The following is a 14,618-nucleotide window of genomic DNA, read 5'->3' as shown; positions in this document are numbered from 1 at the left end:
GCCCTTTTGCGTTAAAAAATGAGATGCGCAATAAAAACGATAATTGGCAACGTAATGAGTGTGCGGAGAAGAAAAATGACGACGAGATCCTTAAATGTAATAGGTAGTTTTGATGCAAGAAGTAATCCACCTACTTCAGACATATAAATCAGTTGTGTGACAGAAACACAAGCGATAACGAAGCGAGTAAATTCGCTTTCAATGCCGCTACCGATAATAGCTGGTAAAAACATATCTGCGAAGCCGACGACCATCGTTTGTGCAGCCGCTGATGCTTCTGGCACTTGTAGGAGAGACAAGATTGGTACAAACGGTTTACCAAGCCATTCAAACACCGGTGTTGTTTCAGCAATGATTAATGCGACCGTTCCAATGGCCATAACGACAGGTAATACACCTAACCACATATCGATAACCGTTTGTACACCGTTTTTCAATAGCTTTCCCATATTGCTATTGCGTTGTGCGACTTCCACCGCTTGTTTTAATCCCCATTGAAAAGATGTGTACCCAGCTGGTATTGTTTCATCAACTGGTACGTGATGTTCATGGTAATATGTGTCTGGCTTTTTTGATAATGGAGGGATGCGTGGCATAATGATCGCTGCTACAAGACCAGCAACAACAATCGTAAAATAGTACGCACCAAACATATGTTCAAGTTTCATATACGTGATAACAACGATACTAAATGTAATTGATACAACAGAAAAGGTTGTTCCGATTACTGCCGCTTCCCGCTTTGTGTAAAAGCCATCTTCATACTGCTTATTCGTTAACAATACGCCGATTGTTCCATCCCCTAACCAAGAAGCAATACAGTCAATGGACGAGCGGCCAGGCAGTTTAAATACCGGGCGCATAATTTTCGTCAAAAGTGCACCGCATAATTCGAGTAAGCCGAAATCTAAAAGTAAAGGCAAAAACAAGCCAGCAAACAAAAAGACAGAAAACAAAATAGGAATTAAGCTATACAATAGCAACGCACCTGTATTTTCTGACCATACCCATTCTGGACCGATTTTCCATAACGTCATCGCTCCTAAAATCGTTCCAACTATGCGAGCGGCAACAAATAGACCATTGACATCAAATAAACGACGAAGAAATGGGCTGTTCATTATGAAAGAAGGATAAGCGATTTTGGCAATGATTGTGCCCATGGTAGCGATAAACATAAATAAAACAGAAATCGTTGGAATGGCCGAGCTAAAGTTTCCTTCTACCCATTTTGCTAAAATGGCTACAGGGATCGTCATTTCACCTTCATAAGGAACAGGGACCATAAATAGAAATACACCAATAAGCGATGGGACGAGAAACTTAAGTACGTCAGATAAGTGACGTCGTTGAGTATGTTTCTGTGCAACATTCATCTTCTGAAACCACCTTCCATTTTATGTTTTGAAAACGGATACATAACATTACTACTATCGTAATATAAAAATAAAAATAGTCAATATAACAAAATGATTCAGAAATCTAAACAAATATTCATATGTGCATAAATATAAAACTAGATCTTTATATAAATACAAAAATATGCATCAATAACGATCATTTTATTGTAGAATAAGCAACATAAAGCATAATAAAACAAAATTGATATATAATCAATCATTTTTTTGTATAAACGTTCAAATTCGAAATTTTTCGTTTTTCTTTGCACATTGATACGTGTATTTTTTTTTCTTATGCGATATGATAAGCAAAAATAAGTAAAGGAGAGACGGGTGATGTGGCATTATGCGAAACCAATTGTCGTTGTAAGTGAATGTCTTGGTTTTTCTCCTTGTCGATATAATGGTGATCAACTGAATGATGAAGTCGTCCACAAACTATGGCCATTTGTTCAATTTGTTCCTGTATGTCCAGAGGTGCGAATCGGACTTGGTACGCCACGGGAGACAATCCGACTCGTTAAAGATGGAGAAAATGTTCGGCTCGTTCAGCCGTCAACTGGAATGGATATTACCGAGCAAATGAATGAGTTTTCTTTTTTGTTTTTAAACCAATTGTTAGATGTAGATGGCTTTATTTTAAAAAGTCGGTCACCGTCATGCGGGATAAAAGACGTCAAGATATACAGTAGCAAGCAAAAAGGACCTGCCGCAGGAAAAGGGAGCGGTATGTTTGCTGAACATGTATTACGAATGTTTGGCTATAAAGCTGTGGAAGAAGAGGGACGATTAACGAATTTCGTTATTCGAGAGCATTTTTTGACGAAGTTATTTACACTTGCTTTGTTTCGAGAGGTGAAACAGACAAAATCACACCATCGTCTCGTTGAATTTCACGCTGAGCATAAATATTTGTTCATGGCGTATCATCAACAAAAATTGAAACAATTAGGAAATATTGTTGCTAACCAAGCACGTTTACCGATAGAAGAGGTATTTTTGCAATATGAACAAACATTATATGAGTTGTTTGCGCGGCGCTCACGCCGAAATTCGAACATTAATGTTTGTCAACATATGGTCGGTTATTTTAAACATGAATTAAGCAGTGAGGAAAAACAGTATGTTCATGAGTTGTTAGAAAAATATCGAGTAGGCAAGCTGCCGTTAAGTAGTGTAACAACAGTTATTCGCTCATGGGCGATTCGCTATCAAAACGAATATTTATTGAAACAACGATATTTTCAACCTTATCCGGAGCCATTACTTGATGTGACGGACTCAGGAAAAGGAAGAGATTATTGAAAAAAGCGACGAAGGGTTATCCTTGTCGCTTTTTTGTAATGATATAATATATCGGGATACCGGATATTGTAACAACAATCGATAAAAACGCATCTAGCGGTGCATGGAGTACCGTACTCATAATAATATATGCTGTGCCGGCAAGAGCAACGATTGGAGTAAATGGATAAAGTGGCACTCGATATAATTGTTCGTTAGATGGTGATGATTTTCGTAATAAAAATACTGCATAAAAAGCAAAGCCGTAAAATAAAAAGACACTAAAAATAGCAATGTCCGTTAAGCGATCGGCATTACCAAGTAACATCATGACAATCGCAATAGTAATTTGCATTAACGTTGCAAATACAGGCGTGCGCCACTTTGGATGAATACGAGAAAAATAACGGGAAAACGGAAATAACCTATCTGTTGCCATCGCCAATGGCATGCGAGGAAATGTAAGAACTTTTCCATTTAAGCAGCCGAAAATAGAAATTAAGATACCGATAGCAATTAATTTTCCGCCGAATGCCCCAAATAAAATGGTTGCTGCTTCGCTTGCTGCGTTTGGACCGAGCGCAACAATTTCATCGGCACGAAGGACATGAAGCAATGCAACATTCACAGTCACATAGGCCAACATGACAATAAGAATACCGGTGATAATAGCTTTCGGTAACGTTTTTGCCGGATTTTTCATTTCACCAGCAACAAATCCAACGTTCATCCATCCGTCATACGCCCACAATGTTGCTAAAACTGCTGCCCCCATGCTGATCGCTTGGCTACTGCCACTATCCATACCGAAGATCGGCACGTTTCCTTTTACGACTCCGAAGATAATAATAAGAAAAATAGGTAATAGCTTTGCCACAGTTAACACGCTTTGGACGATTCCACCAAATTGTGAGCCGAGCATATTAATGACAGATAAAAATAAAACAGCGATGATTCCGATCCAAAGTTCACTTTCCTTTGGCAGTGCAAAAATTCCTGCAAATAACGCACCAAAATACAACCCTAATGCACCGATGACGGCAGGACCGTAAATGATCGTTTGCACCCATCCACATAAAAAGCCCCAAAACCGTCCGTACACTTTTTCGATATATACATACAACCCGCCTGTTTCAGGAATTTTTGCACTTACTTCTGCAATCGTTAATCCGCTTGCTAAGGTAATAATCCCTCCAATGACCCAAGCGAGAAGAGCAAGTGTTGAGTTGCCCGTTGCTCCGATAACAATCGCAGGTTTCATAAAAATCCCAGAACCGATGACAGTGCCAATGACGATCGCTGTTGCGGTAATGAATCCAATGCTTCGTTTCAATTGTGTGTTTGTCATTCTGTTCACTCCTAAAGGACAAATGTTTTTTTATATCGAACAATCGCTATTATAGCATGAGATGAAGAAAAACTTCTTTTTTTGAAAATTAAAATATTGACATCGTGAAAAGAAAAGAATAAGATAAAACTAAATTTGGTTTAAAGAAACTTTTTTAACTCGAATCATCATTTTTTGCTTATCCCACACATCACGTCGTTTTATGCTCATGCATATGATGAGCGAGTAAACAAATTTTTTTCGCTAATTTTTTGCATTGAGGAAACTTTTATATCCTGATGCAAATTTGGAGGAGGACGCATATGAAAAAGTGGATGGTCATATGGACCGCTTTGTTATTGTTATTTGGATGCGAAACAAAAGAGAATAAAAAAGATGTCATCTATGTCGTTGCAACGACAGGGCAAATAGCTGATCTTGTTAAACATGTCGGGGGAGAATATGTTCACGTGGCAGCGCTAATGGGGCCAGGGGTAGATCCTCATTTGTATAAAGCAACGCAAGGAGATATTCAAAAATTAAGTCAAGCAGACATCATTTTTTACAATGGACTTCATTTAGAAGGAAAACTGGGAGAAATATTTACGAAAATGTCAAAAACGAAAAAAGTCGTCGCGGTAAGTGAAGAGATTCCGAAAGAGAAGTTAATTGAAATAGATGGAGTATATGATCCACACATATGGTTTGACCTTGATTTATGGAGTTACGCTGTACAGATGGTAGGAGACGAATTAAGTGCAATGGATCCGAAACATAAACAAATATACGAAGAACGAGCGGCAGCATATGAATCTCAACTGATGCAATTAAAAGAAGAAGCGAAAAAAGAGATGAACACCATTCCGAGAAAACAGCGCGTTTTAATTACAGCTCATGATGCTTTTCATTACTTCGGCCGTGCATATGATATCGAAGTGGTTGGTTTGCAAGGATTAAGTACAGATGCAGAATATGGATTAAAAGACATTCAAGAACTCATCGATATGATTGTTGATCGAAATGTTCAAGCTGTATTTGTGGAAAGTAGTGTATCGAAAAAGGCAATTGAAGCGGTTGTCGAGGGAGCAAAACAGCGTGGTCATCACGTTTCGATCGGTGGAGAACTATTTTCAGATGCCCTTGGGCGAGAAGGAACAGAAGAAGGAACGTTTATTGGCATGTATCGTTATAACGTCAAAACGATTGCACAAGCATTGAAGGGGGAATGACGATGAATCCGCTAGTTGTTGAACAGGTAACCGTTGCATATGATCGAAAACTTGTATTAGAAGACGTATCATTTTCTGTTCCAGAAGGGAAGTTAGTCGGAATTATCGGTCCAAACGGCGCAGGAAAATCAACGTTAATGAAAGCGATGTTAAATTTTATTCCGCGTATGCATGGAAATGTTTTCGTATATGGTAAGCCGTATGAAAAGCAACGTCATCTTGTCGGATATGTTCCACAACGAAATTCTGTCGATTGGGACTTTCCGACGAATGCCCTTGATGTTGTATTAATGGGGAGATACGGTCATATTGGATTGTGGAAACGACCACGAAAAGAAGATGTAGATATCGCTATGCAATGTTTAGACAAAGTCGGCATGTTACCATATGCGAAAAGACAAATTAGCCAACTATCTGGCGGACAGCAACAGCGTGTATTTTTGGCGCGTGCGCTTGCACAAGATGCATCCGTTTATTTTATGGATGAACCGTTTGTTGGAGTCGATGCCGCAACAGAAAAAGCGATTGTCCAACTGTTAAATGAATTAAAAATGCGTGGAAAAACAGTATTAGTCGTTCATCATGATTTGCAAACGGTGCGAGATTACTTTGATTACGTTTTATTGTTAAATAAACGCGTCATTGCATTTGGCGAGACGGAAAGTGTATTTACGTACGATCATATTCAAAAAACGTATGGTGGAAAGGTCACTTTCCTCTCTGCGGCACATATCGTGGGGTGAATCGCGTATGGACATCAATGTTCAATGGGTATTTACAAGCATGGCTTTGCTCGGATTGGCGAGCGGAATGATTGGTACGTTTGCATTGCTGAAGAAACAAAGTTTAATAGGAGATGCGATGGCACATGCTGCACTTCCAGGTATTTGTATCGCTTTTCTTCTCTACGGACAAAAATCGCTTCTCGTCTTTCTAATAGGTGCTGCTTGCTCAGGGTATATCGCTACAGTATGTATTCAATTTATCGTAAAACATACGCGCATTAAAGAAGATGCCGCCATCGGCATTGTATTATCTGTATTTTTTGGTTTAGGTATTGTGTTATTAACGTGGATTAATCAACATGAAGGTGGAAATCAAAGTGGAATTAACGACTTTTTGTTTGGAAAAGCGGCGTCGTTGACTGGAAGCGATGTGAATGTGTTAACGGTAACGGCTATAACTATGATTATCACGATCCTCATTTTTTTTAAAGAGTTTAAAATTATTACATTTGATCGGACGTTTGCGCAAGGGATCGGTGTGCCCGTGTCACTGTTGAACGGTGTGCTTATGTTTTTAATCGTTTCGGTTGTTGTAATTGGTTTACAAGCGGTTGGGGTTGTGTTAATGTCTGCACTATTTATTACGCCAGCGTTAGCTGCAAGATATTGGACAGAAAAGCTCGAGTGGATGACATTGTTAGCTGGAGTATTTGGTGCTTTGTCAGGAGTTGCTGGGGCATATACGAGTCTAGTTGCTTATGTGCCAACCGGTCCACTTGTTATTATTTTCGCGACCATGCTATTTCTTTTCTCGTTTTTATTCGCCCCGAAACGCGGCTTATGCAGCAAAATGATTCGTCGTTATATTCAAAGACGAACGTTGCGATCTAAACAACTCGTATATAAGCGAGGGGAACAAGCATGAGCTATACGATTTGGATTTTATTCACCGCAGCTCTTGTCGGAATTAATTGTGGATTAGTTGGTACATTTCTCGTCTTACGAAAAATGTCGATGCTGTCTGATGCGATCAGCCATAGTGTGTTGCTAGGGATTGTAGGCGCATATATGGTGAGCCATCAGCTGCAAGGGGTGTCTATGCTCATCGGTGCCTTGCTTGTTGGATTGCTAACGACATTTCTCGTTCAATTGTTGCATCAAAAAGGGGTACAAAGCGATGCTGCTATCGGTGTTGTGTTTACATGTTTGTTTGCTATTGGGGTTGTTCTTATTTCCTTATTTGCGGATCGCGTCCATTTAGACGTTGAACACGCTTTAATGGGGGAGATTGCATTTGTGCCGTGGGATGTCCTTGAAGTTGGCGGAAAAAGCATCGGTCCGAAAGCCGTTTGGTTGCTTGGATTTGTTTTAGCAATCAATATATTTGTCATTGTTTTTGCTTATAAAGAGTTAAAAATTAGCTCATTTGATAGCGAAATGGCTGTAACGCTTGGGATTCCAGTCGTGTTTATTCATTACGTATTAATGGGGATGTTGTCGCTGACGACCGTTGCTTCATTTGATAGTGTTGGAGCAATTTTAGTTGTAGCCATGCTTATTGTACCAAGTGCAACGGCATACTTATGGACAGATCGGCTAAACGTAATGCTGATATGTAGTGCAATGATTGGTGTGTTGGCATCAATGATCGGTTACATGGGGGCAACAGCGTTTAATGTCTCCGTTTCTGGAGCGATTGCAGTGGCGACAGGTGTTATCTTTTTTGTTTCTTTATGGATTGCACCAAAACATGGGTTGTTGCGGAAATGGCTAAAAAAATCTCCTGCCTAGGCAGGAGATTTAGTCTTTTATTGCTGAAAGAAATGAATCGATAATACTTACATCATTTGTAACTAAAAAAGCAGGAAGTAACGCTATAATGGTCACGACCGTCGCGTATGAAACGATAACATTTTTCACTATTTTCATAGTGCTCACTTCCTTTTGAATTTATTTTCTTATTTTTCTGTCATTTTGTCAATCTTTTTTATTAGCGAAATTTTTGTACGAAAATGGTATAATAACAAAATGGTTGTCTTAAAAGGGGGGAATACAATGCGAATACGGGATTGGGATCGAAACTTACGCATTCGTTTAATAGGGGAATCATTCGTTGGGGTTACGTTTTGGATGATATTCCCTTTTATCGCTATTTATTTTTCTAGCATGTTCGGTAGAGAAAAAACAGGTGTACTGCTTGTTATTTCGCAATTATTTTCGGTGATTGCTAATTTGCTTGGTGGATATTTTGCTGACCGATTCGGGAGAAAAAAAATGATGGTGGTTGCAGCATGTGGACAATCACTTGCTTTTTTCTTATTTGCACTATTCAATTCACCGTTATTCTCATCACCGTTGATGAGTTTTATTTGTTTTGCCCTCGTAGGCGTATGTGGCTCGCTTTATTGGCCTGCTAGTCAAGCGATGGTCGCTGATGTCGTTTCGGAAAAAGATCAAAGCCGAGTGTTTGCTGTATTTTACACGATGAATAACGTCATGGTCGTCATCGGGCCACTACTTGGTGGAATATTTTATCCACAATATCGTTTCTTCTTATTCTTGATTGCAGGAACGTTTTGTGCGATCGTTGCGATTGTTCTTTTTATTTATTTAGATGAAACTGCACCAATATGGAGAAAACCAACAGGAACATGGTATACGTTTTTTATTGAGCAGTTAAACAATTATCGTCTCATTGCAAAAGACCGTACGTTTCTTTTATTCATTGTTGCTGGTATTCTCGTTGCACAAACATTTATGCAATTAGATATTTTACTTCCTGTTTACATTAAAGATGTTGTGTCCAAACAAACGTTATTTTCCCTTGGGCATTGGTCGCTTTCGTTAAGTGGAGAAAAAGCGTTTAGTGTTCTTATTGCGGAAAACGGATTGCTTGTTGCTTTATTTACGGTAGCTGTGACGAAGTGGATGGAAAACTATAGAGAAAAGTGGGTATTTATCTTTTCTTCTCTTTTGTACGGACTTGCTATTTTTCTTTTTGGTCAAACCACATCGTTATGGATTATGGTTATTTTAATTGCTGTATTTACACTTGCCGAGCTAATGACAGTCGGCTTACAACAAACATTTGTCGCTAAATTGGCACCAGAGCATATGCGTGGACAATATTTTGCTGCAGCGAGCTTACGTTTTACGCTTGGGCGCATGATGGCACCGCTCGTTTTGACGTTGCCATTTGCGTATCATTGGACGTTTTTTATTTTAATGTTACTTGCGGTATGCAGTGCGTGGTTGTATGCTGTCATGTTTCAAATGATGGAGGAAAAACAAGCATGATTATTCTTATTCGGCACGGAAAGCCTGTTTGTAAAAGAGGCGGATGGATGACTAGAGAACAATTAATCAATTGGTTAAAAGCATACGATGAGGCGATCGTTTATGACGAGCCTCTATCGTATGCGGAAGCAAAAGAAAAAATAAAATGCGCATCTGTCGTCCTTGTTAGTTCGCTTGCTCGCGCTCGCCATTCAGCGTCTTTATTGCAACCAGCAAGTCCAATTGAGGAGCACAAATGGCTAAATGAAGCCCCACTCCCTCAACCGCCAAAGTGGATGAAAGGTGTATATCCGCTATGGATGTGGCTTATTTTGTTGCGCTTGTTATGGTTTTTTGGATATGGAGAGGAGCCTTATACCAAAACAAAACAGCGAGCGATGAAAGCGGCACAACAGCTCGTCCACTATGCTCGAACGGGAACCGTTGTCGTCATTGGACATGGTTGGTTTCATTTGCTTGTTAGTCGGCAACTCAGACGATATGGTTGGCTTGCAAAAAAGAAAAAATGGGCGTATTGGGAAGCTGTGACGTTGTCGTTGACAAGGCACATACCGTGATGTACATATATGGTGTGTAGCCCCTTCTTTTTCTCATATTTTCCCTTTTCTTCTCATACATATGATGATGTAAATATGAGAAAAAGAGGGGAAATACATATGGATGAACAAGGGGGATTACCAAAAGAAGCGATGACACGAAGCGAACGACGAAAGCAAAAACGACTATTTGTTTTTGTATGTTTATTGTTCGTTGTCAGCACATGTGTCGTCGGTGCATGGGTAGTGGCGAAACAAAAGACGAATGAACAAAAAGCAATCGAGCAATTCATCGCAGCGTTGCGCCAAGAAGATATGCATATGTTGCAACAGTTCATCGATGTTCCATTAGAAAATAAGGTGTCGCTTTTACCGCTTTTTGCGTATTTGCGTAAACATCCAGAAACCTATGACCAAATAAGAAAAGAGTTAGACCGACAAAAAGATGATCGAGTTTACATAAAAGGATTAACGTCAACTCCACCGATTTTTTTAATGAAATTGTCACAAGGAACATACAAATTTGAACCTGCGTTATACCATGTATATGTGCAAACGAACGAGCAAGGAGCCCGTATTTTGATTAACAACACATACGTCGGTGAAACGAATGCATCGTTAATGAAAGTAGGAGAGTATGTTCCTGGATTATATGAAGTGAAAATGGTGACAGATGAACGAGAACAAACGAAGAAAATATCGCTCTTTGGAGGAGAGCGGATTCGGATCGTTCATTTCGACTCGAACTAAAAGATGCAACGACATGTTGCGTCTTTTTTTATGAAAGTCGAAACATATTCTTTCGCTCGTACGTAGTATAGTCATCGTTTCCATTTCGCATGAAATCGTAGTAAAATAAAGGATCATAGACGATGGGAGGACGACGATGAAACGGGTCATTCGAACGATATGGCGATGGTTTGTGTCATGGAATGTCGGTTTATTTAGTGCACTGATTTCATTGTTTGCATTTCGCTTGCCATTTCTTATTTCATTTTTGATCGGGGGAAGTATAGGAATAATGTATTCATTTTACATGAAGAAAAAAGAGGAGAAACATTATCCTTCAAAAGATGATCGGTTGAAAGAGGCGAAAAAAAAGGTGCGGACAATTGGACAAAGTTTGTGGAGAGTTCGTTCGGTTGCGATGTTTTCCAAACTTTCGCGCCTGTACTCCATTTGTCAAAAAATGATTGAAATAGTTGAAAAACAACCGGATCGTTTAGCTGTCGCGCAACCATTTTTTAATACGACATTAGATTCGATTGTTACAATTATTAATAAGTACATTTATTTAATGAGGCAGCCGGTGAAAAATGATGAAATTCGGCAAGCGATTGGTGAAGCGGAACAAGCGCTTGATCTTGCACTTACGAAAGCAGAAAATCAGCTGTTGGACATGCTTGAAGAAGATTTATTTGATTTACAAACGGAAGTAAAACTTATGAAACATACGATTACAGCAGATAAGCCTCTTTCGTTATCCACTAAGCATACAGTAACAATGATGGAGGAGAAAAAGCATGAACAAAAACGATGAAGTACTTTGGACAAGCTCGATCGATTCGTTGCTTGCCAATCCATTTGGCGAAGTGACAGAAGTAAGCGAAAAGCCATCATCTCCGCGATTAATCGATCAATTAAAGGAGGAACATCGGCAAAAAGCGTTAGCTCTTGCTGAGCAAATTGATCCACGCAACCATCAAGCCATTTTGCAATACGGTGTGGCAGCCCAAGCCGAACTATCGCGCTTTTCTCATTCGATTTTAAATCATGTACAAAAAAAAGATGCTGGGCCTGTTGGAGAAGTGATTCATGAACTCATGACAAAAATGAAAGAAGTTAACGTAGAAGATTTTGCGATGAATAAAAAAAGTTTTTTGGCACGTATGTTTCAATCTGTCACCCAGTCTGTCCAACATATTTTGTCGAAATATCAAAAATTAGGTGTCGAAATTGACCGTATCGCTGATCAACTTGAAAAACATCGTCAAATATTATTTCGCGATATTATGATGTTAGAAACGTTATACGAAAAAAATAAAGAATACTTTGATGCCTTAAACATTTACATTGCTGCTGCTGAAGTGAAGCTCGAACAACTGCGAACAAAAACGATTCCGGAGTTAGAAAAAAAAGCATTACAGTCACAAAATCAAATGGACGTGCAAGAAGTCAATGATATGATTCAATTTGCTGATCGGCTTGAAAAGCGCATTCATGATTTAAAATTAAGCCGCCAAATTACGATTCAAACAGCACCGCAAATTCGACTGATCCAACACGTCAATCAAACGTTAGTTGAACGCATTCAATCGTCGATTTTGACTGCCATTCCACTTTGGAAAAATCAACTTGTTATCGCACTAACGTTGCTTCGCCAAAAGAAAGCAGTTGAAGCGCAAAAAGCGGTAACAAAAACGACGAACGAATTGTTGTTACGCAACTCAGAAATGTTAAAAATCAATACAATTGAAGCAGCAAAAGAAAATGAAGAGGGGCTCGTCAGCATCGAAACGTTAAAGAAAACGCAAGAAAATTTGTTAGAAACACTTGAAGAAACATTAAAAATTCAACAAGAAGGACGAATGAAGCGCCAGCAAGTGGAACGAGAGCTTGTTGAAATGGAGGAACAATTAAAACAACGGTTACTTATATTAAAAAGGGCTGAATAAAATCAGCTCTTTTTTATTGATTTTGTATACCTATTAGGGTATGATGTGTAAGGGAGGTAAGACAATATGATTTATACAGTCATTGTTCTGTTCGTACTATATGCTTTGTATTATCGTTATGTACCTGTTCGTGGTGTCAAAGAGTTGACATCTTTATCATCATATGAACATGTGACATTGCTTGATGTGCGTGACTACAATGAGAAAGACGAGATGAATGGAGCGCTTCGGATTCCGGTTGCGTACTTAAAACGCCATTATCAAGCCATTCCAAATCGTCAAGTGATCATTATTGCAAAAAACCATTTAGAGAAAAATGTCGCGATTCGATTGCTTAGACGTTATCATTTTTCTGTACAAGGATATTATATAAAGGAATATGAGCGTGCAAATACGTTAAAGATGGTAAAATGTCACTAACTGTTCAAACTTTATGAAGCAATTGTTTGTTATAATACGGTTACACGTACTTGTATATGGAGGGGATATATGATGAGAAAAATCGTCATTGTTGGTGGTGTAGCCGGTGGAGCTTCCGCCGCAGCGCGATTACGTCGGTTAAGCGAAAAAGATGAAATTATTATGTTTGAACGCGGCGAATATATTTCATTTGCAAACTGCGGACTTCCTTATTACATTGGGGATGTCATTCAAGAACGCAGTAAGTTGCTTGTTCAAACAGTTGATGGTATGTCAAAACGGTTTCGTATTGATGTACGTAATTTAAGTGAAGTGATAAGCATTAACCGTGATCGAAAAACGGTAACAGTGAAAAATTTACGAACAAATGAACAATATGAACAACCTTATGACGTTCTTATTTTGTCTCCTGGGGCAAAACCAATTGTACCACCAATTCCAGGTATTGATGAAGCAAAAGCACTTTTTACGTTGCGTAATGTGCCAGATACGGATCGTATTCGTTCATTTGTCGATAGCGAAAAGCCAAAACGTGCTGTCGTTATTGGTGGTGGCTTCATCGGTGTAGAAATGGCTGAGAACTTAACCGAGCGCGGTGTGCATGTGACGCTTGTAGAAATGGCGAATCAAGTCATGGCACCGATTGATTACGAGATGGCAGCAATTGTGCATACACATATGAAAGAGCATGGTGTCGATTTAATTTTAGAAGATGGCGTACAAGCGTTTGAAGACGAAGGACGTCGTGTCGTGTTAAAAAGTGGTCGTACGATCGAAACAGATATGATCATTTTAGCCATTGGTGTTCAGTCGGAAAGTCAGTTGGCGAAAGAAGCAGGATTGGAACTTGGTTTTCGTGGTGCGATTAAAGTAAATGAACATTTACAAACGTCTGATCCAAATATTTTTGCAATCGGTGATGCAATTGAAGTCAAAAGCTTTATTCATGGATTTGAAACATTTGTTCCGCTCGCATGGCCAGCAAACCGTCAAGGTCGCCTTGTTGCTGACTACATTAACGGTCGTGACGTAAAGTATAACGGAACGCTTGGTACGTCAATCGCCAAAATTTTTCATATGACCGTAGCAGCGACAGGATTGAACGAAAAAATATTAAAACACCATGGCATCGACTATGAAGTTGTTCACGTTCATCCAATGAGCCATGCAAGCTATTATCCAGGTGCAACGCAAATGACATTAAAGTTAATTTTCGATCGTCAAGGTCGCATTTATGGGGCGCAAGCGGTTGGACAAGATGGAGTGGACAAACGTATTGACGTTATTGCAACAGCGATAAAAGGTGGATTAACCGTATATGATTTACCAGACTTAGAATTAGCTTATGCTCCGCCGTTTTCATCAGCGAAAGATCCAGTCAATATGGCCGGATATGTAGCATCAAACGTGTTAGATGGTATGGTAGAAACGGTGCAATGGCATGAAATTGATGACATCGTTGCTAACGGCGGGTTGCTCATTGATGTTCGTACGCCAAAAGAATTAGAAACAAGAGGGGCAATTCCAGGAAGCATCAACATTCCACTTGATGACTTGCGCGATCGCCTTCATGAATTGCCGAAAGATCAAACGATTTATGTTACATGTCAAGTCGGTTTGCGTGGATATTTAGCCACTCGCATTTTGAAAGAACATGGCTTTGAAGCAAAAAATTTAGACGGTGGATATAAATTGTATTCGAGTGTAATAAAGTAGGAGGAATAA

15 protein-coding genes are annotated in these 14,618 nt (G+C 39.3%); 12 read left to right on the top strand and 3 right to left on the bottom strand.

What is annotated here, in order from left to right; genetic code table 11:
• Positions 1–11: 11 nt before the first annotated feature.
• Complete coding sequence (locus HNQ84_RS03095) at positions 12–1,376, bottom strand: YjiH family protein (RefSeq protein WP_435621129.1); 1,365 nt, start codon at positions 1,374–1,376, stop codon at positions 12–14.
• Between the two features lie 360 nt (positions 1,377–1,736).
• Between HNQ84_RS03095 and HNQ84_RS03090 the strand changes: the two genes are divergently transcribed.
• Positions 1,737–2,705 (top strand): YbgA family protein, encoded by a 969-nt coding sequence (locus HNQ84_RS03090; RefSeq protein WP_435621128.1) that lies wholly within the window; start codon positions 1,737–1,739, stop codon positions 2,703–2,705.
• 16 nt (positions 2,706–2,721) lie between these two features.
• On the opposite strand, the gene HNQ84_RS03085 is transcribed toward HNQ84_RS03090, so the two are convergent.
• Positions 2,722–4,032, bottom strand: coding sequence for an APC family permease (locus HNQ84_RS03085; RefSeq protein WP_435621127.1), 1,311 nt, complete (start codon positions 4,030–4,032; stop codon positions 2,722–2,724).
• Positions 4,033–4,334: 302 nt separating this feature from the next.
• Between HNQ84_RS03085 and HNQ84_RS03080 the strand changes: the two genes are divergently transcribed.
• From HNQ84_RS03080 to HNQ84_RS03065, 4 genes are read left to right on the top strand one after another with little or no spacing between them, the layout of a single operon-like run.
• Entirely contained in the window at positions 4,335–5,240 is a 906-nt protein-coding gene (locus HNQ84_RS03080; protein ID WP_055441219.1) for a metal ABC transporter solute-binding protein, Zn/Mn family, read from the top strand.
• Positions 5,241–5,242: 2 nt separating this feature from the next.
• Positions 5,243–5,983 (top strand): metal ABC transporter ATP-binding protein, encoded by a 741-nt coding sequence (locus HNQ84_RS03075; protein ID WP_435621126.1) that lies wholly within the window; start codon positions 5,243–5,245, stop codon positions 5,981–5,983.
• 7 nt (positions 5,984–5,990) lie between these two features.
• Positions 5,991–6,890 (top strand): metal ABC transporter permease, encoded by a 900-nt coding sequence (locus HNQ84_RS03070; RefSeq protein ID WP_055441221.1) that lies wholly within the window; start codon positions 5,991–5,993, stop codon positions 6,888–6,890.
• Positions 6,887–7,756 carry a metal ABC transporter permease gene (locus tag HNQ84_RS03065; RefSeq protein ID WP_435621125.1) on the top strand — a complete coding sequence of 290 codons (870 nt, stop codon included), beginning with the start codon at positions 6,887–6,889 and terminating at the stop codon, positions 7,754–7,756. The genes HNQ84_RS03070 and HNQ84_RS03065 overlap by 4 nt, the downstream gene beginning before the upstream one ends.
• Before the next feature lie 9 nt (positions 7,757–7,765).
• Here HNQ84_RS03065 and HNQ84_RS03060 read toward each other — a convergent pair whose 3' ends face one another.
• Positions 7,766–7,894, bottom strand: a complete 129-nt coding sequence (locus HNQ84_RS03060; protein WP_006323191.1) for a hypothetical protein — start codon at positions 7,892–7,894, stop codon at positions 7,766–7,768.
• Between the two features lie 126 nt (positions 7,895–8,020).
• Here HNQ84_RS03060 and HNQ84_RS03055 point away from each other — a divergent pair, with 126 nt between their 5' ends.
• The 7 genes from HNQ84_RS03055 (at position 8,021) to cdr (ending at position 14,609) form a co-directional block, all read left to right on the top strand.
• On the top strand, positions 8,021–9,262 hold the full coding sequence (locus tag HNQ84_RS03055; protein ID WP_435621124.1) for an MDR family MFS transporter: 1,242 nt from the start codon (positions 8,021–8,023) through the stop codon (positions 9,260–9,262).
• Positions 9,259–9,819, top strand: a complete 561-nt coding sequence (locus tag HNQ84_RS03050) for a histidine phosphatase family protein (RefSeq protein WP_032101853.1) — start codon at positions 9,259–9,261, stop codon at positions 9,817–9,819. The genes HNQ84_RS03055 and HNQ84_RS03050 overlap by 4 nt, the downstream gene beginning before the upstream one ends.
• A 99-nt stretch (positions 9,820–9,918) precedes the next feature.
• Complete coding sequence (locus HNQ84_RS03045) at positions 9,919–10,548, top strand: PEGA domain-containing protein (RefSeq protein ID WP_435621123.1); 630 nt, start codon at positions 9,919–9,921, stop codon at positions 10,546–10,548.
• Between the two features lie 136 nt (positions 10,549–10,684).
• Complete coding sequence (locus tag HNQ84_RS03040; RefSeq protein ID WP_055441226.1) at positions 10,685–11,338, top strand: 5-bromo-4-chloroindolyl phosphate hydrolysis family protein; 654 nt, start codon at positions 10,685–10,687, stop codon at positions 11,336–11,338.
• The gene (locus HNQ84_RS03035) at positions 11,322–12,473 is read left to right on the top strand and encodes a toxic anion resistance protein (protein WP_435621122.1); all 1,152 of its coding nucleotides are present in this window, start codon (positions 11,322–11,324) and stop codon (positions 12,471–12,473) included. Before HNQ84_RS03040 ends, HNQ84_RS03035 begins: the two co-directional genes overlap by 17 nt.
• A gap of 66 nt (positions 12,474–12,539) precedes the next feature.
• Positions 12,540–12,893 carry a rhodanese-like domain-containing protein gene (locus tag HNQ84_RS03030; protein ID WP_183242330.1) on the top strand — a complete coding sequence of 118 codons (354 nt, stop codon included), beginning with the start codon at positions 12,540–12,542 and terminating at the stop codon, positions 12,891–12,893.
• 72 nt (positions 12,894–12,965) lie between these two features.
• Positions 12,966–14,609: a CoA-disulfide reductase gene (gene cdr / locus HNQ84_RS03025; protein ID WP_435621121.1), complete on the top strand. Its 1,644-nt coding sequence runs from the start codon at positions 12,966–12,968 to the stop codon at positions 14,607–14,609.
• Positions 14,610–14,618 lie beyond the last annotated feature (9 nt).

It is taken from the genome of Anoxybacillus eryuanensis (assembly GCF_051200995.1).
GTDB lineage: Bacteria > Bacillota > Bacilli > Bacillales > Anoxybacillaceae > Anoxybacillus > Anoxybacillus tengchongensis.
The sequence above is the reverse complement of the archived record's forward strand: the minus strand, read 5'-3'. Positions and strand labels throughout refer to the sequence as shown.

Bases quoted from the DNA above. Each gene is read 5' to 3' on its own strand.
- HNQ84_RS03075 (WP_435621126.1), top strand. From the start codon at position 5,243: ATGAATCCGCTAGTTGTTGAACAGGTAACCGTTGCATATGATCGAAAA.
- HNQ84_RS03080 (WP_055441219.1), top strand. From the start codon at position 4,335: ATGAAAAAGTGGATGGTCATATGGACCGCTTTGTTATTGTTATTTGGA.
- HNQ84_RS03085 (WP_435621127.1), bottom strand. From the start codon at position 4,032: ATGACAAACACACAATTGAAACGAAGCATTGGATTCATTACCGCAACA.
- HNQ84_RS03070 (WP_055441221.1), top strand. From the start codon at position 5,991: ATGGACATCAATGTTCAATGGGTATTTACAAGCATGGCTTTGCTCGGA.
- HNQ84_RS03095 (WP_435621129.1), bottom strand. From the start codon at position 1,376: ATGAATGTTGCACAGAAACATACTCAACGACGTCACTTATCTGACGTA.
- HNQ84_RS03030 (WP_183242330.1), top strand. From the start codon at position 12,540: ATGATTTATACAGTCATTGTTCTGTTCGTACTATATGCTTTGTATTAT.
- HNQ84_RS03045 (WP_435621123.1), top strand. From the start codon at position 9,919: ATGGATGAACAAGGGGGATTACCAAAAGAAGCGATGACACGAAGCGAA.
- HNQ84_RS03065 (WP_435621125.1), top strand. From the start codon at position 6,887: ATGAGCTATACGATTTGGATTTTATTCACCGCAGCTCTTGTCGGAATT.
- HNQ84_RS03050 (WP_032101853.1), top strand. From the start codon at position 9,259: ATGATTATTCTTATTCGGCACGGAAAGCCTGTTTGTAAAAGAGGCGGA.
- HNQ84_RS03055 (WP_435621124.1), top strand. From the start codon at position 8,021: ATGCGAATACGGGATTGGGATCGAAACTTACGCATTCGTTTAATAGGG.
- HNQ84_RS03040 (WP_055441226.1), top strand. From the start codon at position 10,685: ATGAAACGGGTCATTCGAACGATATGGCGATGGTTTGTGTCATGGAAT.
- HNQ84_RS03090 (WP_435621128.1), top strand. From the start codon at position 1,737: ATGTGGCATTATGCGAAACCAATTGTCGTTGTAAGTGAATGTCTTGGT.
- HNQ84_RS03060 (WP_006323191.1), bottom strand. From the start codon at position 7,894: ATGAAAATAGTGAAAAATGTTATCGTTTCATACGCGACGGTCGTGACC.
- cdr (WP_435621121.1), top strand. From the start codon at position 12,966: ATGAGAAAAATCGTCATTGTTGGTGGTGTAGCCGGTGGAGCTTCCGCC.
- HNQ84_RS03035 (WP_435621122.1), top strand. From the start codon at position 11,322: ATGAACAAAAACGATGAAGTACTTTGGACAAGCTCGATCGATTCGTTG.